This window comes from Brevundimonas vesicularis, from assembly GCF_027105095.1.
Lineage (GTDB): Bacteria > Pseudomonadota > Alphaproteobacteria > Caulobacterales > Caulobacteraceae > Brevundimonas > Brevundimonas vesicularis_E.
The window spans coordinates 1,774,075-1,793,799 of record NZ_CP114278.1 but is presented as its reverse complement, the minus strand read 5'-3'; the positions used below and the strand labels follow the sequence as shown (position 1 = coordinate 1,793,799).

At 66.3% G+C, this 19,725-nt stretch carries 17 protein-coding genes; 5 read left to right on the top strand and 12 right to left on the bottom strand.

What is annotated here, in order from left to right; genetic code table 11:
* Window positions 1–48 precede the first annotated feature (48 nt).
* Window positions 49–1,602, top strand: a complete 1,554-nt coding sequence (locus O2K97_RS08840; RefSeq protein WP_269218975.1) for an AMP-binding protein — start codon at window positions 49–51, stop codon at window positions 1,600–1,602.
* Here the strand turns inward: O2K97_RS08840 and ygiD are convergent, their stop codons facing one another.
* The 4 genes from ygiD to O2K97_RS08820 form a co-directional block, all read right to left on the bottom strand.
* Window positions 1,603–2,361, bottom strand: coding sequence for a 4,5-DOPA dioxygenase extradiol (gene ygiD, locus O2K97_RS08835; RefSeq protein ID WP_269218974.1), 759 nt, complete (start codon window positions 2,359–2,361; stop codon window positions 1,603–1,605).
* A gap of 4 nt (window positions 2,362–2,365) precedes the next feature.
* Window positions 2,366–2,968: an NAD(P)H:quinone oxidoreductase gene (wrbA, locus tag O2K97_RS08830; RefSeq protein WP_055805062.1), complete on the bottom strand. Its 603-nt coding sequence runs from the start codon at window positions 2,966–2,968 to the stop codon at window positions 2,366–2,368.
* 98 nt (window positions 2,969–3,066) lie between these two features.
* A complete protein-coding gene (locus O2K97_RS08825) occupies window positions 3,067–3,525 on the bottom strand; it encodes a hypothetical protein (RefSeq protein ID WP_269218973.1) in 459 nt (152 codons plus the stop codon).
* A complete protein-coding gene (locus O2K97_RS08820) occupies window positions 3,501–4,316 on the bottom strand; it encodes a D-alanyl-D-alanine carboxypeptidase family protein (RefSeq protein WP_269218972.1) in 816 nt (271 codons plus the stop codon). Before O2K97_RS08820 ends, O2K97_RS08825 begins: the two co-directional genes overlap by 25 nt.
* Window positions 4,317–4,463: 147 nt before the next feature.
* On the opposite strand from O2K97_RS08820, the gene O2K97_RS08815 reads away from it, so the two are divergent.
* The 3 genes from O2K97_RS08815 to O2K97_RS08805 are packed head-to-tail and all read left to right on the top strand — an operon-like array spanning window position 4,464 to window position 7,283.
* On the top strand, window positions 4,464–5,825 hold the full coding sequence (locus O2K97_RS08815) for an MFS transporter (protein ID WP_269218971.1): 1,362 nt from the start codon (window positions 4,464–4,466) through the stop codon (window positions 5,823–5,825).
* Window positions 5,826–5,851: 26 nt separating this feature from the next.
* Complete coding sequence (gene mazG, locus O2K97_RS08810; protein WP_419466115.1) at window positions 5,852–6,616, top strand: nucleoside triphosphate pyrophosphohydrolase; 765 nt, start codon at window positions 5,852–5,854, stop codon at window positions 6,614–6,616.
* Between the two features lie 10 nt (window positions 6,617–6,626).
* Window positions 6,627–7,283, top strand: coding sequence for an HAD family hydrolase (locus tag O2K97_RS08805; protein ID WP_269218969.1), 657 nt, complete (start codon window positions 6,627–6,629; stop codon window positions 7,281–7,283).
* A gap of 3 nt (window positions 7,284–7,286) precedes the next feature.
* On the opposite strand, the gene O2K97_RS08800 is transcribed toward O2K97_RS08805, so the two are convergent.
* The 7 genes from O2K97_RS08800 to dusB form a co-directional block, all read right to left on the bottom strand.
* Window positions 7,287–8,924, bottom strand: coding sequence for a Na+/H+ antiporter (locus O2K97_RS08800; RefSeq protein ID WP_269218968.1), 1,638 nt, complete (start codon window positions 8,922–8,924; stop codon window positions 7,287–7,289).
* A 6-nt stretch (window positions 8,925–8,930) separates the two neighbouring features.
* The gene (hflX, locus tag O2K97_RS08795) at window positions 8,931–10,244 is read right to left on the bottom strand and encodes a GTPase HflX (protein ID WP_269218967.1); all 1,314 of its coding nucleotides are present in this window, start codon (window positions 10,242–10,244) and stop codon (window positions 8,931–8,933) included.
* Entirely contained in the window at window positions 10,245–10,490 is a 246-nt protein-coding gene (hfq, locus tag O2K97_RS08790; RefSeq protein ID WP_003164861.1) for an RNA chaperone Hfq, read from the bottom strand.
* A 101-nt stretch (window positions 10,491–10,591) separates the two neighbouring features.
* A complete protein-coding gene (locus O2K97_RS08785) occupies window positions 10,592–11,452 on the bottom strand; it encodes a D-amino-acid transaminase (RefSeq protein WP_269218966.1) in 861 nt (286 codons plus the stop codon).
* Window positions 11,452–12,858 (bottom strand): sigma-54-dependent transcriptional regulator, encoded by a 1,407-nt coding sequence (locus tag O2K97_RS08780; RefSeq protein ID WP_269218965.1) that lies wholly within the window; start codon window positions 12,856–12,858, stop codon window positions 11,452–11,454. The genes O2K97_RS08785 and O2K97_RS08780 overlap by 1 nt, the downstream gene beginning before the upstream one ends.
* A 9-nt stretch (window positions 12,859–12,867) precedes the next feature.
* Complete coding sequence (locus O2K97_RS08775; protein WP_269218964.1) at window positions 12,868–15,138, bottom strand: sensor histidine kinase NtrY-like; 2,271 nt, start codon at window positions 15,136–15,138, stop codon at window positions 12,868–12,870.
* Entirely contained in the window at window positions 15,135–16,190 is a 1,056-nt protein-coding gene (gene dusB, locus O2K97_RS08770; protein WP_269218963.1) for a tRNA dihydrouridine synthase DusB, read from the bottom strand. The genes O2K97_RS08775 and dusB overlap by 4 nt, the downstream gene beginning before the upstream one ends.
* 95 nt (window positions 16,191–16,285) lie before the next feature.
* On the opposite strand from dusB, the gene O2K97_RS08765 reads away from it, so the two are divergent.
* On the top strand, window positions 16,286–17,437 hold the full coding sequence (locus O2K97_RS08765) for a bifunctional 2-C-methyl-D-erythritol 4-phosphate cytidylyltransferase/2-C-methyl-D-erythritol 2,4-cyclodiphosphate synthase (protein WP_269218962.1): 1,152 nt from the start codon (window positions 16,286–16,288) through the stop codon (window positions 17,435–17,437).
* Here O2K97_RS08765 and O2K97_RS08760 read toward each other — a convergent pair.
* On the bottom strand, window positions 17,434–19,722 hold the full coding sequence (locus tag O2K97_RS08760) for a spermidine synthase (protein WP_269218961.1): 2,289 nt from the start codon (window positions 19,720–19,722) through the stop codon (window positions 17,434–17,436). The two genes, O2K97_RS08765 and O2K97_RS08760, sit on opposite strands and share 4 nt — an antisense overlap.
* Window positions 19,723–19,725: the final 3 nt, after the last annotated feature.

Genomic DNA, 19,725 nt, shown 5'->3' with positions numbered 1-19,725 from the left:
CGCCCGAACAACAGAGAGGGCCGCCCGCGTCCTCCGTAGGAGACGCGCTTGCGCCAGGCCCTGGATCCCTCGCTTTACGACTCGACCCTGATCGACGCCCTGATCGATGCGCGGTTGCGGTTCGGCGACAAGGAAATCCTGGAGGATCAGGACCGGCATCCGCTGACCTACACCGGCCTGATCCGCGCCGCCTTCGTGCTGGGCCGCAAGATCGCCAATATGACCGAGCTGGGCGAGCGTGTCGCGATCCTGCTGCCGTCGTCCATGGGCGTCGTCGTCACCTTCTTCGGTCTACACGCCCACGGTCGTGTGCCGGTGATGCTGAACTTCACCGCCGGCGAAGCCAATCTGAAGGCGGCGATCAAGGCCTCTGGCGTCAAGAAGGTGCTGACCGCAAAACGCTTCATCGATCAGGCCAAGCTGGACGACCTGATCGTCGAACTGAAGACGGTGGCCGAGGTAGTCTGGCTGGACGATGTCCGCAAGACCATCGGTCTGGCCGACAAGCTCTACGGCCTCGCGGCCGGCGCGGCGCCCAAGCGGTTCCGCGTGAAGACAGATCCGGACGCACCGGGCGTCGTCCTGTTCACCTCCGGCAGCTTCGGCACGCCCAAGGGTGTGGTGCTGAGCCAGAAGAATCTCGTCGCAAATGCGCGTCAGGTGGCGGCCCACATCGACCTGCTGCCGGAATGGGTGATGTTCAATCCCCTGCCGACCTTCCACTGTTTCGGCCTGACCGGCGGGGTCATCCTGCCGCTGCTGCAAGGGTTGAAAGCCTTCCAGTATCCGTCGCCGCTGCACGCCAAACAGATCACCGACCTGCTGCCCCAGGTGAACGCCTCGATCCTGTTCGCCACTGACACCTTCCTGAACCAGTACGGCCGCGTCGCCGAACCGAACGACTTCTCGACGCTGAAGTTCGTCGTCGCCGGCGCCGAGAAGGTGCGCGACGAAACCCGAACCCTGTTCAACACAAAGTTCGGCGGCGTCGAACTGCTGGAAGGCTATGGCGCGACCGAGGCCTCGCCTGTCATCGCCGTCAACCATCCTGATCGCAACGCGCCGGGCACCGTGGGCCAAATCCTGCCCGGCATCGACTGGAAGCTGGAGCCGGTTGAGGGCGTCAACGCGGGCGGTCGCCTGATGCTGCGCGGTCCCAATGTCATGAGCGGCTATGTCACATCGGCCGAGCCCCTGCAGTGGGATCCGATCGGCGACGACTGGCTGGACACCGGCGACATCGTCGATGTGACCGACGACGGCTATGTCACCATCCGCGGCCGCGCCAAGCGCTTCGCCAAGATCGGCGGCGAGATGGTCTCACTGACCGCCGTCGAAGGGATCGCCGGCGCCGTCTGGCCGGATCAGCGCCACGCCGTGGTGTCGATTCCGGACAGCCGCAAGGGCGAGAAGCTGGTGCTCGTCACTGACCACGCCGAAGCCGAGGTCGCGCCCCTGGCTGAATGGGCGCGAACCAACGGCGCGCCCGAATTGATCGTGCCGAAAAAGATCGTCAAGGTCGCCGAAGTCCCCGTCCTGGGCACCGGCAAGACCGACTATGTGTCGATCCAGAAGATGGTCGAGGCCGAGAAGGCGGCCTGATCAGCCGATCCGGACGCCCGTCATAGAGATCGAGCCGCCGTCGATGCGGTCGTTAAAGAAGCTGACCGCCTCGCCCGGCTCCTGCTGGGCGGCGATATAAAGCACCGGCAGGAAATGTTCGTCGGTCGGCACGCTCAGTTGCGCGTCCTCGGCCAGACCCACCCAGTCGATCAGCGCTTCATGGTCGCCCCGTTCGAACGCCGTCTTCACCGCCTCGTTGAAGCCGGTCGCCCAGGCGTAGGGCTCTGCGCCGTCCTCTCGCTTCCAGGTCCGCAGATTGTGGACGAAGTCGCCCGAGCCAGCGATGACGATTCCCTCGTCGCGCAGCGGTTTCAACGCCTTGGCCAGTTCGTAATGCTGGCGCGCCGTCAGCTCGCGGTTCAGCGACAGTTGCACGACCGGCACGTCGGCCTCGGGCCACACATGGCACAGCACCGACCAAGTCCCGTGATCCAGGCCCCACCCTTGCGTCTGGACGGCCCCGGTCAGCGCCGACACCCGCGCCGCCAGCGCAGGCGACCCGGGCGCCGGATACTGCATCTGATGAAGTTCGCGCGGAAAGTTGCCGAAGTCATGGATGGTCTCGGGCCTCTCCTGCGCGGTTACGCCCAGCCCGCGCGTCTCCCAGTGGGCGGAGATCATCACCACACCCTTGGGCTTGCCGATCGCTTCGCCCAGTGCACGCCAGGCCGCCCCATAGGGACCGCCGAGCGCGTTCATGGGCGAACCGTGGCCGAAGAAGACGGCGGGTTGACGCATCGGATCAGCCGTGCAGCTTCTTAGCCAGCTCGGCGATATGCTTGCCCTGGAACCGGGCGCCGTCCAGCTCGACGTCGCTGGGCTGACGCGAGCCGTCGCCGCCCGTGATCGTCGATGCGCCATAGGGCGAGCCGCCGTGGATGGCGTCCAGCGTCATTTGTCCCTGGAAGGAATAGGGCAGACCCACGACCGGCATGCCGTGGTGCATGAAGAAGTTGTGCAGGCCCTGGAAGGTCGTCTCCTGACCGCCGTGCTGTGTCGCCGTCGCGGTAAACGCCCCGCCAACCTTGCCGATAAGGGCGCCCGAGAACCACAGGCCGCCGGCCTGATCCAGGAAGGCGCGCATCTGCGACGCGGCCGAACCGAAGCGGGTGCCGGCGCCGATGATGATGGCGTCGTAGTCCTTCAGGTCGTCGATCTTGGCGATCGGCGCCTTCTGGTCCAGCTTGTAGTGCGAGGCCTTGGCCAGCTCTTCCGGCACGGTTTCCGGCACGCGCTTGATGTCCACGACGGCGCCTTCGACCTCGCGCGCGCCTTCGGCGACCGCCTCGGCCATGGTTTCCAGGTGACCATAGGTCGAATGATAGAGGACGAGGACTTTCGGCATCGGGGAGGCTCCATTGAATGACAAGGGTCGTAATTCGCAACAACGACCGTTGCTAACTTGGCGCGCTGCTTGCCCTTCTGCAAGTCCTCCACGTCAAATCACGTCTTGAAGGGACAGACGGCGTCGTAAAAGGTCCTGTCGCCCGGTGTGAGGCGACCGCGGCGACAGTGGAAACGATGCTCCATCACCATCGCCTGCTGCTCGATGTTCAACGCGTCCCACCGGCAGGTCGGTTCCACGCGATAGGCGTAGGAGGCGGAGGTGTCCCCAGCCTTCAGCTTTGCGAACAGCAGATTGACACCCTGCTGGGCCTGCCAGACGTGCGTCAGTTCATGAATCAGCACGCCCTGCATTCGCTCGGACGCCGAAGTGAAGTCTGCGACGAGCTGCGCTTGCGGCCATACGATCCAGTCTCGCCCGAACCAGCGTCCAGCCACGAAGGCGCGGCGGAACGGCCAACCGATCAAACGGACGGGCGCCAGGTCGATCGCGGCCCCGAACGCCTCTCGCGCCAGCGATTTCTCAGCTTCGGTCAGGGCGCGAACGAAGGATCCCAAGGCTTCACATACTCCCAGTGCCACGGCTCATAGACATAGGGCACAAAGCCGAAACGCCCAGCGTTCGTCACCAGCCAGCGATAGGTCGCCGACCGCGCCATATATTCACGGCTGGCCGGGGTGGTGGAATCGACGCCCAGACCCGGCGCCTGGCCGACGTAAAGATCGACCGCCGTGCCCGTCCGATGAGGCGAACAGACGGCGCGGCGCAGGCCGTCGCAGTTGCCCTGCTGCGCACAGCGCGCCGCGTCCGCCTCGGGATCGCGGAAGCCGGAGAAGATCTGCAGCAGTTCGGGATCGGCCCCCACCTCCGGAGCCTCGGCCCGGGCGGCGGCGACCAGTCGGCGATAGGCGTCCAGCACGTCGCGGCGCAGCAGACGTGTCAGACGGTCGGCATGTTCCTCGGACGCGACCAGATAGCCCAGCTGATTGATCGGAGGCGGCTCGGGACAGGCTCCGCCGACGCGCGCCATGACGAATGGCCTGCGCTCCTGCCAAAGGCCACGAAACACCTGGAATGTCGCCGCATCGAACAGGCCGGTCGGCGCCAGGCCGTGCGTCTGCTGAAACCCCGCCAGCTGCGATGCGAAGATCGGCGTTCCGGGTCCGCAAGTCGTATGCAGCTCGCGCTGGATCAGCGGCAGATAGGCCTGCCACCCCCACTCCGCCGCCCCGAACGGCGCCCATTCCATGCCGTAGACCGATGCCGCGTTCGCCAGTCCCTGCGCCTGCCAACCGTCGGCGTTGGTGTGGCAGGGCCCGGCCGCACGCGCGCCGCCGGCAAACGCCAAGACGAAGCCAAGGGACAGGAACGCAAGAAGGCTTCGCCACATGTCCCACAGGAAGCCCCAAGCCGGTCGATCTCACAAGTGCATGCGTCACCGATCGCTGGCATGGTGGCGCGCGGCCGACTCGCGCCGCGCCTTTCGGACCGACGCATGTCCACCGCCGCGCCGACCGCGCCCCGCCGTTCCAACGCCGTGCTCGCGGCCTTTTCCGGCCCGTGCCTGCCGCTGGCGGCCTTTGGCGTCGCCCTGCCCGTCACCCTGCCGGAGTTCTACGCCACCCATGTGGGCTTGGAACTGGGAGTCGTGGCGGCCGTCTTTATGGCCGTGCGCCTGATCGACATCGTCTTCGACCCCTTCATCGGCTGGGGCATGGACAAGACCAAGACGCGGTTCGGCCGCTATCGCCCCTGGATGGCGATTTCGACGCCGATCCTGATGCTGTCGGCCTTCATGATGTTCGTGGTTGTCCAGCCCGGCGCCGGGCCCGCCTATCTGCTCGGCTGGTTGCTGGTTCTCTATCTCGGCTTCTCGATCGGCACCCTGGGCCAACTTGGCTGGGCCGCCGTGCTTGCGCCGCAGTATGACCAGCGCAGCCGCGTCTATGGCTGGTGGCAGGTGTTCAACATCATCGGCGTGATCCTGATTCTGGTGCTGCCGACCGTGGTGGTTCAGACCGGCATCGGGAATTATGCCGACGGCGTGCGGATCATGGGCTGGGCCATCCTGATCGCCCTGCCCGTCACCATCGGCCTGGCCATGGTCGCCGTGCCGGAGCCCGTCAACGCGGGTGACCAGCCGCATGGGGGCGCCAGCGCCTATTTGGCCCTGCTGAAGATGCCCACGGTCCGGAAGCTCTTGATCGCCGACCTGCTGTTGGGCGTCGCGCCGGGCATCACGGGTTCGCTGCTGTTCTTCTTCTTCGGACAGATCAAGGGCTACGACCACAGCCAGGCCGGCCTGTTCATGTTGTTCTATTTCATCGCCGGTCTGTGCGGCGCGCCGATCTGGGCCTGGCTGGCCACGCGGATCGGCAAGGACAAGGCCCTGGCTGTCGCCAGCCTGATCTTCGCGGCCCTCTATATCGCCGCCACCCTGGTTCCCGGCGGCAACTTCATGCTGACGGCGGCCGCCATGTTCATCGCCGGCCTGCCCTATGCCGCCGGCCTGTTCCTGCTGCGGGCCATGATGGCCGACGCGGGCGACGAGGTTCGGCTGGAGACCGGCGTGGACCGCACCGGCCTGATGTTCTCCATCCTGTCCGCCACGACCAAGATCGGCCATGTCGTGGCTCTGATCCCCTACCTCATCCTGCAGTGGGTCGGCTTCAAGGCCCTGCCGGGCCCGGCGGGCAACAGCGCGTTCTCGCTGCTGACGCTCCAGATCCTGTTCATCCTGGTCCCCGGCCTGCTGCTGGCCGCCGCCGCCTGGGTGCTGAAGGGCTATCCCCTGACGCCCCAGCGCCATGACGAGATCCGTCTCGCCCTGGACGCCCGCGACGGAGCCCGGACTTGAGGCCCATCGACCGCCTGCTCGGCGTCATGGAGCGGCTGCGCGACCCGGACGGCGGCTGCCCCTGGGACGTAGAGCAGACCTTCGCCACCATCGCCCCCTATACGATCGAGGAGGCCTACGAGGTCGCCGACGCCATCGAGCGCAACGACCTGAACGAACTGAAGGGCGAACTCGGCGACCTGCTGTTCCAGGTCGTCTTCCACGCCCGCATGGCTGAGGAACAAGGGCTATTCCCTTTCGACGACGTGGTCACAGCCATCGCCGACAAGCTGGAGCGCCGCCACCCGCACGTTTTCGGTGACGAGGCGCAGCGCTCCTCGAAGGAACAGACCGTCGCCTGGGAAGCCATCAAGGCCGCCGAGCGCAAGGATCGCAAGAAGCCGGGCGTTCTAGACGACGTGCCGGTCGGCCTGCCCGCCCTGACCCGCGCCGCCAAGCTGACGAAGCGCGCCGGTCGCATCGGCTTCGACTGGCCCTCCACCGACGAGGTCTTCGACAAGCTGGCCGAAGAGGTCGAGGAATTGCGGGTCGAGATCGCCGCTGGCGACAAGGCCAAGGCGCGCGAAGAGCTGGGCGACCTTCTGTTCGTCGTCGCCAACCTGGCGCGCAAGCTGGACGTCGAGCCCGAAGACGCCCTGCGCGCCGCCAACGCCAAGTTCGTGCGTCGCTTCGGCTTCATCGAGGCGGAACTGGCCAAGGACGGCCGTACGCCCGACCAATCGGATCTGGCCGAGATGGACCGCCTCTGGGACGCCGCAAAGGTCGCCGAAAAGGCCGCGCCTGAAGCCTGAGCGACCCCGCGTGACCTACGACCTGATCATTTTCGACTACGACGGCGTGGTCGCCGACAGCGAGGTGCTGAACAGCACCGTCATGGCCGAGCAACTGACCGCCATCGGCCTGCCGACCTCGCTCGACGACGTCCTGGCCGCCTATACGGGCAAGCGCTGGCGCGACAATCGGCCGGTCGTCGAGGCGGCCTTGGGTCGTGCTTGCCCCGATGACTTCCACACCACATGGTTTGCGACCTGTCGCCAGCGCGCGCCGCAGCAGCTTGAACCCGTGCCCGGTCTGTTGGACTTCGTTGCCGCCCGCCCCGAGCCCCGCTGCATCGCCTCGTCCAGCGGCCCCGACTGGATCAGCGTCGGCCTGAAGCTGTTCGGCCTGACGGATCATTTTGACGGCGCGGTCTTCACCGGCCTGGTGGTCGAACGGGGCAAGCCCCACCCCGACATCTTCCTGCACGCCGCCCACGCGATGGGCATCGATCCGGCCCGCGTCCTGGTGATCGAAGACAGCGAGGCGGGCGTCACCGCAGGGGTCGCGGCCGGTATGACGGTCGTGGGGCTGACGGCGGGCGGCCATGTCCGCGACGGCCATGCCGAACGCCTGACGGCGCGCGGCGCACACAACATCGCCGACAGCTACGCCGCCGTCGCCGCCTTCATGGATCGCTGAGCGTCAGAGGTAGCGCAGTTCCTGTAGATCGACGTCACGGAACAGCTTCTTGGCCGTCACCTCATCCAACTGACGCGCCCTCAGCAGCCGCCGCAGTTCTTCGCGCTCGGCGGCCAGCCCCGCCAGCCAGAGACGACGCTCGATATCGTCCATCTTTCGCGTGAGGGCGGCGTCTTCCTCGTCCGTGCGGGTGTGGGTCTCGATCCGCTGGCGATAGGTCTCCATGATCCGACCGGCGATGTCGGAATAGAGATCGGGGTTGGGTTTGCCCTCCGCCATAGCGTGCGAGGCGTCCTCAATGGCGCGGAGGGCGGCCGAGGCCGCGGCAACCCGGCCGCGATCCTCTTCCTGCTCGTGCGACGGCTCCGGCGGCAGTTCGACGTTCTTCAGAAGTCTAGGCAAGGCGAACGTGGCCACCACCAGCGACACCACGATCACACCCGCCGCGAGGAAGATCGCAAGGTTCCGCGACGGCATCGGCGATCCGTCGCCCAAGGCGAATGGAAGGGTCAGGATACCCGCCAGAGTGATCGCGCCCCGCACGCCCGCCAGAGACATCACCATGGTCAGCCGCAGACCGACCTTGGCCGGCGGCCCACGATGGCGGCGACGAAACAGGGTCAGCTTCAGCGAGGTCCAGACCCAGACGAACCGCAGCGCCGCCAGGGTGGCGACGATGCCGAACACATAGACCGCCAGCCACCAGACCTCGGGCCGGCTGGTGCCCGCCACCACCTCGGCCGCGCGCGACATGATCGAGGGCATTTGTTCGCCCAGGATCACGAAGATGATGCCGTTCGCCACGAACTGAACCGTGTCCCACACGACGCTGCGCCGGATCCGCGTCGTCGCCATCGACTGGCCGGCGATGCCGCCGCGTTCGGTGAAACTCATCGTCACCCCGGCCGCCACCGCCGCCAAAATACCGGACGCGTGCAATTCTTCCGCCACCAGATAAGCGGCGAACGGGATCAGCAGGCTGACCAGAATCTGCGCGCCCACGTCCTCGCCCCAGCGTCGGCTGACGAAGCTCTTGGCGTAGCTGATGGCCATGGTGACCAGAACGCCGACGGCGACCCCGACCAGAGCCAGCCAGGCGAACGTCCCGACCGCATGGCCGATCGAAAACGCTCCCGTCGTCGCGGCGGCGACCGCGATGCGCATGCAGGTCAGACCTGTCGCATCGTTCAACAGCGACTCGCCTTCCAGAATGTGCATCAGGCGCTTGGGGATGGGCGCCCGCGCCGCGATGGCCTGAACTGCGATGGGATCGGTTGGCGACAGGATGGCGGCCAGGGCGAAAGCGACCGGCAGCGGCATCTCCGGGATCATCCACCAGATCAGGAAACCCAGACCGACGACGGTGAACAGCACCAATCCCAGCGCCAACTCAAGGACTACCGCCCGGTCACGGAACAGGTCTTCCTTCGGAATGCGCCAACCGTCCAGAAACAGCAGCGGCGGCAGGAACAGCAAAAAGAAGATGTCTGGCTCAAGATCGACCGTCTTGCCCGTAATCAGCACGATGGCGGCGCCCAGCCCGATCTGAACCAAGGGCAAGGCGATGCGTGTGATCCGCGCGATCGAACCCGACACCACCACGGCCAACAGCAGAAGCAGGACGGTTTCGATCAGATGCATGAAAACTCAGTCGGTCAGGTCGGGATACAGGCGCTCGAATCGCCCGAGCGCCGCAGGGTGCAGCCGCACCGTGACGTGAGTACGGCCAAGCTCGTCCGCATCGCGCGACATGACCCTTCCATGTTCATAAAGCCAGGCCAGGGCCTCGCCCTGATGAGGCTCGAGCGTCAGCTGCGTCTCGGGATCGTCGTCGATCAGGCCGGCGATGATCTGGCGCAGAGGCTCGATTCCCTCGCCCGTCCAGGCTGAGACGGCGACCGCCTCACCGTCCTTCGCCAACCGTTCGGCTTGACCCAGCACAGTCTCGCGCGCCTCGTCGTCCAGCAGGTCGATCTTGTTCCAGACTTCCAGCACCCGGCGCGTCTTGCCCTCTGGCGTCTCGATCTGTTTCAGCACGGCCTCGACGTCCTTGGCCTGAGCGGCGCTGTCGGGCGAGGCGATGTCGCGGACGTGCAGGATCAGATCGGCCTCGCCGACTTCCTCCAGCGTGGCGCGAAAGCTCTCGACCAGTTCGTGCGGCAGGTCAGAGATGAAGCCGACCGTATCCGCCACGATGGCCGGCCGCCCTTGCGGCAGCCGGATGGTGCGCTGGGTCGTGTCCAGAGTGGCGAACAGCAGGTCCTTGGCGAAGACCTCCGACCCCGTCAGCCGATTGAACAGCGTCGACTTGCCGGCGTTGGTGTAGCCGACCAGGGCGATCGTTGGGAACGGCGCCTTCTGACGCTGCTTGCGGTGCAGGCCGCGCGTGCGTCGCACCTCCTCCAACTCGGACTTCAGCCTGACGATCCGGTCGGCGATCAGACGGCGGTCCAGCTCGATTTGGGTTTCGCCGGGCCCGCCGGTCGAACCGGTGCCGCCACGTTGCCGCTCAAGGTGGGTCCAGGTCCGCACCAGCCGCGACCGCTCATAATCCAGCCGCGCCAGTTCGACCTGAAGCCGCCCCTCCTTGGTCCGCGCGCGACGGCCGAAGATCTCCAGGATCAGGCCGGTGCGGTCGATGACCTTCACCTCCCACGCCTTTTCTAGATTGCGCTGCTGCACGGGCGTCAGGGCGTCGTCGATGATGACGGCTTCGGCGTCCGCGGCGCGCACGAGCGCGGCCAGTTCCTCGACCTTGCCCGTGCCGAACAAGGTCGCAGGCGTGGTGCTGCGCAAACGCACGATCTCTTCGGCGCGCACGTCGAGATCCAGCGCGCGAGCAAGGCCCGCCGCCTCCTCAAGCCGTTCGCTCGCCAGCCGGGGACTGTCCGAGCGTCGGTCGGGGTGAATGACGACCGCCCGGATCAGCGGGACGGTGTGGTCGATCAGTTTTTGGGTCAATCAGTCTTCTTCGGCGTCGGGCTCGTACAGTTGCACGGGCGCGGACGGCATGATGGTGGAGATGGCGTGTTTGTACACCAGCTGGGACTGGCCATCGCGGCGCAGCAGGACACAGAAGTTGTCGAACCAGGTCACGATGCCCTGCAACTTTACCCCATTGACCAGGAAGATGGTCAGCGGCGTCTTGGTCTTGCGGACCGAGTTGAGGAAGGTGTCCTGAAGGTTCTGACGTTTGTCTTGCGACATGGCAGGTTTTTCCTGTTCTTCGTTGTTTGTCGCCGTGGGAGCGGCGGGGCCGATGCAGCCGACCGCGACCTTAACCGCCGCCCGGCCGCTCGGGCAACGCCCTAAATGGCCCCTCGACGCGCCTGTTCAAGATAGAGTTCTCGCAGGCGGGTCGCGACGGGGCCGGGCTTGCCGTCACCGATCTTCACGCCGTCCAGCGAAATCAGCGGCATGACGAAGGCGCTGGCGGCGGTGACAAATACCTCGCGCGCCCGTTTCGCTTCATCGACCGAGAAGGCGCGTTCTTCCAGTTCGACACCCTCGGCGGCGGCGAGATTGAGGACCGCCGCTCGCGTGACGCCCCGCAGGATGTTGGCCTGGATGTCCCGCGTTCTCAGCCTGCCGTCCTCATCCACGATCCACGCATTGGTCGATGCGCCTTCGGTGATCAGACCCATGTCGTCGTACATCAGGCACTCGTAGGCCCCGCGCTCGCGCGCCGCCTGTTTGGCCAGCACGTTCGGCAGCAGACCGACCGTCTTGATGTCGCAACGTCCCCAGCGAATATCGGGCTGGGTGACCCCAGCCACACCGATTTGCGCCAGTCGCTGATTTCGCGCCGGATCAATCGACTTGGCCGTCACCACGACACTGGGCGTGATATCGACCGGAAAGCCATGATCACGCGGCGCCGTGCCGCGCGTGACCTGCAGATAGACCATGCCGTTGCGCACGCGATTGCGCCGCACGGTCTCCCGCAGAACGACGCCCAAGGCGCCGGCGCTCATTGGAATGTCGATCTTCAGTTCGCCCAGACTGCGGTGCAGGCGGCTCATATGACCTTGGAAATCGGCCAGCCGCCCGTTGAAGACGGACCAGACCTCATAGACGCCGTCTGCGAACTGGAAACCGCGATCCTCTATATGGATCACGGCCTCGCCATGCGCGCTATACGCGCCATTCACATAGGCCACGCGTGACATCAGGCCGGCTCTTCCTCATCGCCGCCGCGCGCGGGCGAGACGCCTAGCGACTTCAGCTTTCTGTGCAGGGCTGATCGCTCCATGCCGATGAAGGCGGCCGTGCGCGAGATATTGCCGCCGAACCGCATGATCTGGGCCGCCAGATACTCGCGCTCGAAGACTTCGCGCGCCTCCCGCAGCGGTAGAGCGATGGTGCGTTCGCCGCCCAGATTCGACGCCCCGCCGTTCGAGGTCGCCACCTCCTGCGGCAGCATATCGGCGGTGATCGTCTCGGCCGGATCGCCGGTCGCCAGGATCAGCAATCGCTCGATATTGTTGCGCAGCTGGCGGATGTTGCCGGGCCACGGGTGGACTTGCAGCACCGCCACCGCATCATCGCCGACGATGCGTTTGGGCAGACCTTGCGAGGCGCTGATCGTGTCAACGAAATATTCGACCAGTTCAGCGATGTCCTCGCGCCGTTCCGACAGCGGCGGGACACGGATCGGCACCACGTTCAGACGGTGGAACAGGTCTTCGCGGAAACGTCCCTCTGCGATCTCCGCCTTTAGATCGCGCGAGGTCGAGGTCACGACGCGCACGTCGACCTGAACGTCCTGCTCGCCGCCGACACGCCGGAACCGCTGGTCCACCAGAACGCGCAGGATACGGCTCTGGCTCTCGCGCGGCATGTCGCTGATTTCGTCCAGGTACAGCGTACCGTTGTGGGCGCGTTCAAACACGCCGATCTTGCGCGGGCGGCCGTCTTGCCCCTCCTCGCCGAACAGTTCGACGTCCAGACGTTCCGGCGTCATGCCGGCGGCCGAAATCGCGACGAACTCGGCACGGGCGCGCGGGCTGGCTTCGTGGATCTGGCGCGCCACCAGCTCCTTGCCCGAGCCGGCCGGTCCGGCGATCAGAACCCGGCTATTGGCCTGGGCCACCTTGGCGATGGTGCTGCGCAAGGCCTGCGCGGCCTGTGATCGGCCGATCAGACCCGACGGCGTCATGGTGGCCGCGCGCAGGCGGCGGTTCTCGCGCCTCAGCGTCGCGGCCTCGATAGCGCGTTCGACCACGACGACGAGCCGATCCGACTTGAACGGCTTTTCGATGAAGTCATAGGCGCCGCGCTTCAGCGCCGTCACCGCCGTCTCGATATTGCCGTGACCGGAAATCATCACGACCGGCAGATCAGGATCCAGTTCCTTGACGACCTCCAGCAGCTCCAGCCCGTCCAGCCCCCCGCCCTGCATCCAGATGTCCAGGATCGCCAGCGACGGCTTTCTGGCGCGGATCGCGGCCAGAGCATCGTCGGAGTTTGCGGCCACGCGCACGGCATGCCCCTCATCCTCCAGCAGGCCGGACACCAGGTCGCGGATGTCGGCCTCGTCGTCGACAACGAGAATGTCGGAACCGGTTGGTCGCATCTTGCCTCGCTATTCGGCGGCCAGGGTCTGGAGCTTGCGCTCCTTGCCCTCGCCGTCTTTGCCGTGGGGTTTCAGGGGGAAGATCATGCACACGCGTGCGCCGCGCAGGGTGTCGGCGTCGGCCAGCTTCAGCTCGCCGCCGTGGTCCTCGCAAATGCGTTTGACGATGGCCAGGCCCAGGCCCGTGCCCTTTTCGCGCGTGGTCACATAGGGTTCGGTCAGGCGATCCCGGTCGCGCGCCGGCAGACCCACGCCGTCGTCCTCGATGACGAAGGTCGCGATGCCGTCCTCGATCGTCAGCGACGCGATCACGCCCGCGCGGTCCGACGACGCCGCCTCGCCTGCCGCAAGCCGTTGCGCGGCAACGGATTCGCCCGCGTTCTTGAGGATGTTGATCAGCGCCTGCCCCACCATACGGCCGTCGGCCTGCATCGTCGCCTTGGGCAGGGGCTCGGTGATGTCGACCACGATGTCCGGCGCGGCGACCCGTTGGGCGAACACCGCCTCGCGCAACATTTCGGCCGGGTTCTCGGGCGCGAAACGCGGCGCTGGCATGCGAGCAAAGGAAGAGAACTCATCGACCATGCGGCCGATGTCTCCGACCTGGCGGATGATGGTGTCGGTGCACCGGTCGAAGATCTCGACATCCTCCCCGATCCGCGCGCGATATTTCCGTTTCAGTCGCTCTGCCGACAGCTGGATCGGCGTCAGCGGGTTCTTGATCTCATGGGCGATGCGACGGGCCACGTCACGCCAGGCCGCGTTCCGCTGGGCCGTCACCAAGCGAGTGATGTCGTCGAAGGTCAGGACCATCTCGCCACCGAAGCCGCCCTCGATCCGAACGCGGAGCCGTCGCGTGTCCCCACCCCGGCTGACGTCGATGTCCTCCTCGATATGGGCCTCGGCGCGCCGCACCAGATCGCTGAACTCTGGCGACAGGGCTGCGAGTTCATGGCCCAGAACCTCGGTGTCTTCGATATGAAGCAGTTGCAGGGCGCTGTCGTTGATGGCCGACACTCGCCCGCGCTTGTCCAGGCCGATGACCCCGGCGCTGACGCCCGAGAGCACCGTCTCGATGAAACGGCTACGATCATGCGCCTCGTCGCTCGCGGCCTTCAGCGCCGCCTGCTGGGCCTGCAGATCGCCGGTCATGCGGTTGAAGGCGTCCGACAGGGTGGCGATCTCCGCCGGGGCGCCGTCGCTGTCGACCCGTGCGGTGAAGTCGCCGCCCGCGACCTGTCCCGCCGCCTTCACCAAGCGACCAATGGGCGCGGAGATGCTGCTGGCTGCCGACATTCCCAGCCACACCGCCCCGACCAGCACCAACAGCGCCGTTTCCAGATAGCTGAGGATGAAGGCCGACTGGATCCGGGCCCGGCTTTCTTCCGCCTCGCGATAGGCCTGGATCGACTGCACGGCCGAACGCATTTGAGCGACGAGTCCCGGCGCCAACGGACGCACGACATAGAGATAGGCGTCGCCATATCCCGGCAGCGGATAGAGGGCGCGAACGGTATCGGGATTTTCAGTGACCTTGACGGGAATATCCTGACCCTCAGCGGCGATTTCCAGTTCGGATACAGGAGGCGCCAGATAAGGCGGTGTGCCGGGAAGTTCCCCGGTCGCCAGAACCTCACCCTTGCCGTTCAGAATATAGACGGCGGGATAGCCGAAGAACTCGGCGATCTGCGTCAATGCGCCGGTGAACTGAATGCGATTGTCAAAGACTTGGCGAGCCCCGCCCAGCTCAGTGCTCATGGTGCGCAGGTCGCGCGTCATGTCGGAACTGACGTCGGCGATATAGGCTTTGCCGATCGAGGCGCCGTTGTCGACCGAGGTGCTTACATTGGCGCTGAACCATTGGTCTACGCCTCGATTGACCAGAACGCCGAACACCAGCGCGATCAGCACCGAAGGCACCAGGGCCACCATCGAAAACAGGGCCACGAACCTCAGATGAAGGCGCGATCCGGCTTCGTCGGTGCTGCGCACCAGGGTCAGCACGCGCCGGCCGACGATGATGGCCAAGCCGGAAATCAGGAGCAGATTGGTGGCCAGCACGATCAGCGCGATCTGGCTGCTCGATCCGCGCGCCGACCCCGATGTCGCGCCCGGCGCAACCGCCACCAGCCAGATGGCCGCCGCCGTGATCACGACCGCTAGAAAGAACGCCAGCCCGAACCCGGTCCGCGCGCGTTCGCTATCGACCCACCCCCAGAACGACCCGTCGTCCGACTCAAGGTCGGGCGAAGCGGTGCGTGCTGAAGGCGTATCCGTCATGCCACAGCAGTCTCCAACACCTGTGGCCCATTTTCAACAGCAGACTTGCCAGTCCGAGGCAAATCCGGCCGCCACAGTTCGTGCATGGCGGCTTCGACGGCCATAGGATCGTCCAGACGGCAAATTCTTGCCTTGGCCTCACGACGGTGTTGCGGATCGGCCGGCCAGGGCGCCTGTTCGATATACCAGCCCAGATGTTTGCGGAACATCTTCAACCCCAACGGCAGGCCGTAGAAGTCAGCCGACGCGCGCAGATGCTCGATCACGATCGCCAGACGCTCTTCAGGTCCGGGTTCCTCCAGCGCCACGCCGTCGATCAGCGCCCGTTCAAGGTGCGCCGCCAGCCACGGCCGGCCATAGACGCCGCGTCCCAGCATCAGTCCGTCCGCGCCGGACTGCGCCAAGGCCTGGCGCGCTTCCTCGGCGGTGATGATGTCGCCATTGACGATGACGGGGATGCCGACCGCCGCCTTCACCGTCCCGACCGCGTCCCAATCCGCTTGCCCGGTGTAGAACTGCTTTCGCGTGCGACCATGCACTGTGACGGCCTTGACGCCGATCGCTTCGGCGCGGCGAGCCAGTTCGGAGGCGTTCCGGCTCTCGTCGTCCCAGCCCAGCCGCATCTTGACCGTCACCGGCCGATCGGTCGCCTTGACCGCCGCCTCCATGATCCGACACGCCAGATCGGGCGTCCGCATCAGGGCCGAACCGGCGGCCGAACCCGTGACCTCCTTGGCCGGACAGCCGAAGTTCAGATCGACGATGTCCGCCCCAGCCTTTTCCGCCATGCGCGCCCCCTCGCCCATCTGTTCGGGATCACGCCCGACCAGCTGGATGACGGTCAGCGGCAGACCTGCCCCCACGGCGGCGCGCCGCACGACGTCCGGCCGCGCCCGCGCCAGTTCCTTGGCGGCCACCATCTCTGTCGCGACATAAGCGGCGCCCAGTCTGGAGGCCAGCACGCGGAACGGCAGATCGGTCACGCCGGTCATCGGCGCCATCAGCACCTGGCCGGGCACGGTCACATCGCCGATTTGCAAGGTCTTGGGCATTTCCGTCTTTCGCCGCATCGCAGCCGCCCTCGTCAAGCACGACCGCGGCGCTTTGATGGTTTCGCCCCGTCGCCGCGCGCACTATCAAGGCCGCCATGACATTCTCGGGCATCATCGTCGCGGCCGGTTCGGGCTCGCGCGCCGGCGGCGACAAACAGTGGCGGGACCTGGGTGGAAAGCCTGTCCTGCGCTGGTCTGCCGAGGCCTTGCTGAACGCCGGCGCCGACGAACTGATCGTCGTGATCGCCCCCGACGCCGTTGAGCGAGCAGCGGACGCGCTGTCCGGCCTGCCGCGTTGGAAAGCCGTCGTCGGTGGAGCCGCCCGCGCCGATTCGGTCCGCGCCGGACTTGCAGCCCTGACCTGTGGAACGGATCAGCCGGTGCTGATCCATGACGCCGCCCGTCCGCTGCTGTACGCCGCCGTCATCAAACGTCTGCTGTCGGCCCTTGAAAGTTCGGACGGCGCCCTTCCTGTCCTGCCGGTCGCAGACAGCCTTCGACGCGGCGAGGCGGACGTCATGACCGACGTGGTCGAGCGCGACGGTCTCTGGCGCGCCCAGACGCCTCAAGCCTTCCGCCGGGGAGTGATCGAGACCGCCTATGCCGCCTGGTCGGACGCCGAGGTCTCGACCGACGAAGCTGTCGTCGTCCAGCGCAACGGCGGCGCGGTGGCCCTGGTTCAGGGCGATGCGCGTCTGATGAAACTGACCTATCCCGAGGATTTCGCCATGGCCGAAGCTCTGCTGCCCCAAGCGCAGCGTTATCAGACCCGCATGGGCTCCGGCTATGATGTGCATCGCTGGGGACCCGGCGGGTCCGTCTGGCTGTGCGGCATCGAGGTGCCGCATGATCAAACGCTGATCGGTCACTCCGACGCCGACGCCGGTCTCCACGCCCTGACAGACGCCATCCTGGGCGCCATAGCGGCGGGCGACATCGGCGACCATTTCCCCCCGACGGATCCAAAATGGAAAGGCGCCTCGTCCGACCAGTTCCTGATCCACGCCGCCGAACTGGTCTCAGCGCGGGGCGGCCGCATCGTCAATGTCGACGTCACCCTGATCTGCGAGCGACCCAAGGTGAAGCCGCACCGCCAGGCCATGCGCGACCGGATCGCCGGGCTGCTTGATCTTCCGCTCGACGCCGTCAGCGTCAAGGCGACCACGACCGAAGGTCTTGGCTTCACCGGACGCGGCGAGGGTCTGGCCGCCCAGGCTGTCGCGACCGTGGAAACGCCAGTCGCCTAACGCGCGGCCATCTTCATCTGACGCACCAGCGATCCGAACAGATTGACATAGTCGTCCGTCCAGGGACGCACCGTCGTCGGCGACAGCTTGCGCCAACGCGCATCGTCCCTGAACCCTTCCAGCGCCGCCAGACTCTTGCCGATCAGCAGGGCCTCGGTCGAGGCCTCGGCCATGCCGCCCTGGCCTGACTGTTCGATGTAGACCTGGTGCAGGTGCGGGACCTTCAGCGCCTGCGCCGCCGCCTCGGCCGGCAGGGTGATCTCCAGGTTCCGGTTCGACAGATGCAGCACCACGACGCCGTCGGGCGCCAGCAGCCGCAGATAGCCGCGGATCGCCTCGACCGTCAGCAGATGCGTCGGCACGGCGTCGGACGAGAAGGCGTCGATGACCAGCAGGTCGTAGGATCCCGCCGGCTCGCGATCCATCGTCAGACGCGCATCCCCCAGAACCGTCCGCACCGGCCCGTCGGCGCAGCCGTTGATGAAGCTGAACCATTGGGGATCGCGCGACAGCCGATCTACCATCGGATCGATCTCGAAGAAGGTCAGTCGATCCTGCGCGCGCTTGTAGGCGGCCATGGCGCCCGAGCCCTGCCCCACCACGCCGACGCGCGCGCCTTCCAGCCGACGCGCCTGCATCTGCAGCATCGCCTGCCCCAGCGGCGTCGAGGTCGCATAATAGAGCGTGGGCTGACAGCGGTTCGACGGCGCCTGGGCCTGGGCGCCATGCAGCGTCGTGCCGTGCATCAGTACGTGGACCGGCCCGCCCATCAGCGGATCGTCGATCTTGGCCACCCGCATCACACCAAAGAAGCTGCGTTCCGACAGGGCCCAGTCATAACCGCGCGCCAGATGATAGCCAGACCAGACGATGGCGGCCAAAACGATCGTGAACATCACCGCCCGATCGCGCACCAGGAAGGCGAACAGGGTCGCGATCCCCAGGATGGCTTGCGCGATCCGCACCAGTTCGGCGTCGGGGATGGCCGCGCGAATGTCCGGCGCATAACGGACCGCCTCCATCGACAGCGGCCCCAAAAGGGCGATGATCACGCCGGCGACGCAGCAAATGATTTCCCACGGCCTGATGTCGCCACGGCTCCACGGTCGCAGCAATCCGGCCGCCACCAGCACCAACGGATATTCCCACACCATGTCGAAAACGGCCGGCGCGATCAGGCCGTTGAACAGCCCGCCGACCACGCCGCCCAGCGACAGCAACAGATAGAATTCGGTCAGCCGATCCGGCGCCGGCCGCCGCGCCGCCAGCCTCTGGTGACACATCAGCGCGGTAAAGAAGAAGGCCGCCAGATTGACGGCGAACACCAGCAGCCATTCACCAGTCCGGAACGCGATCAGGGCGGCGCAGGCCGCGCCCATCGCCGCCTGCAGCCCAAGGCCGATGACTGGCGGGATCGCCGGCCGGGTCTGGAACGCGATGACAAACGTCAGCAGATAAAGCGCAAGCGGTATGACCCACAGAAAGGGCGCCGAGGCGACATCCGTCGTCAGGTGCGCGGTCACGCCCAGCATCAGACTGGACGGCGCGGCGGCCAGCAGAACCAGCATCCCTTTTTCGCGCCAGGCGATCGGCGGGCTGGCCTCAAGCGGCGCAGGCTCCGCCGTTCCAATCTCGCGGCGCCGCCAGACCTGAACGCCCAGCCCCACGACCATAACCACGAACAGCCCATAGCCGACGCTCCAACCGAGGCGCTGATCCGACAGGCTGGCCAGCGGCTCGATCACCACCGGATAGGCCAGTAGGGCCAGGAAGCTGCCCAGGTTCGAGGCGGCGTAGAGAGCATAGGGGTTCTGGCCGTCTGCGTGTCCGGCCCGCACTCGCGCATACCACGCCTGAAGCAGCGGCGCGGTCGCCGACAGCACTGCAAACGGCGCGCCGATCGACACGGTCAGCGTCGCCAGCAGCCACATCGCCGGTTGGGACGGATCGGGATCGCCCAACAGACCGCTGATCTGCAAGGGCAGGAAAAACGCCGCGACGATCAGCAGGCCCAGGTGAACCCCGACCTGCGCGCGCATCGTCGCTAGACGTTGCAGCAGGTGCGCATAGCCATATCCGGCGAGCAGCGCAGTCTGGAAGAACACCATCGACGCGTTCCACACCGAAGGCGATCCGCCCAGCGTCGGCAACAGTAGCTTGGCCGCCATCGGTTGAACGACGAAGACCAGACAGGCCGATGTGAAGATGGCGACGGCGAACAGGATCGGCGCGATGCGATCCGACGTCGGGGCTGCGGGGCGTAACGGATCGATAGCCTCGGTCATGCC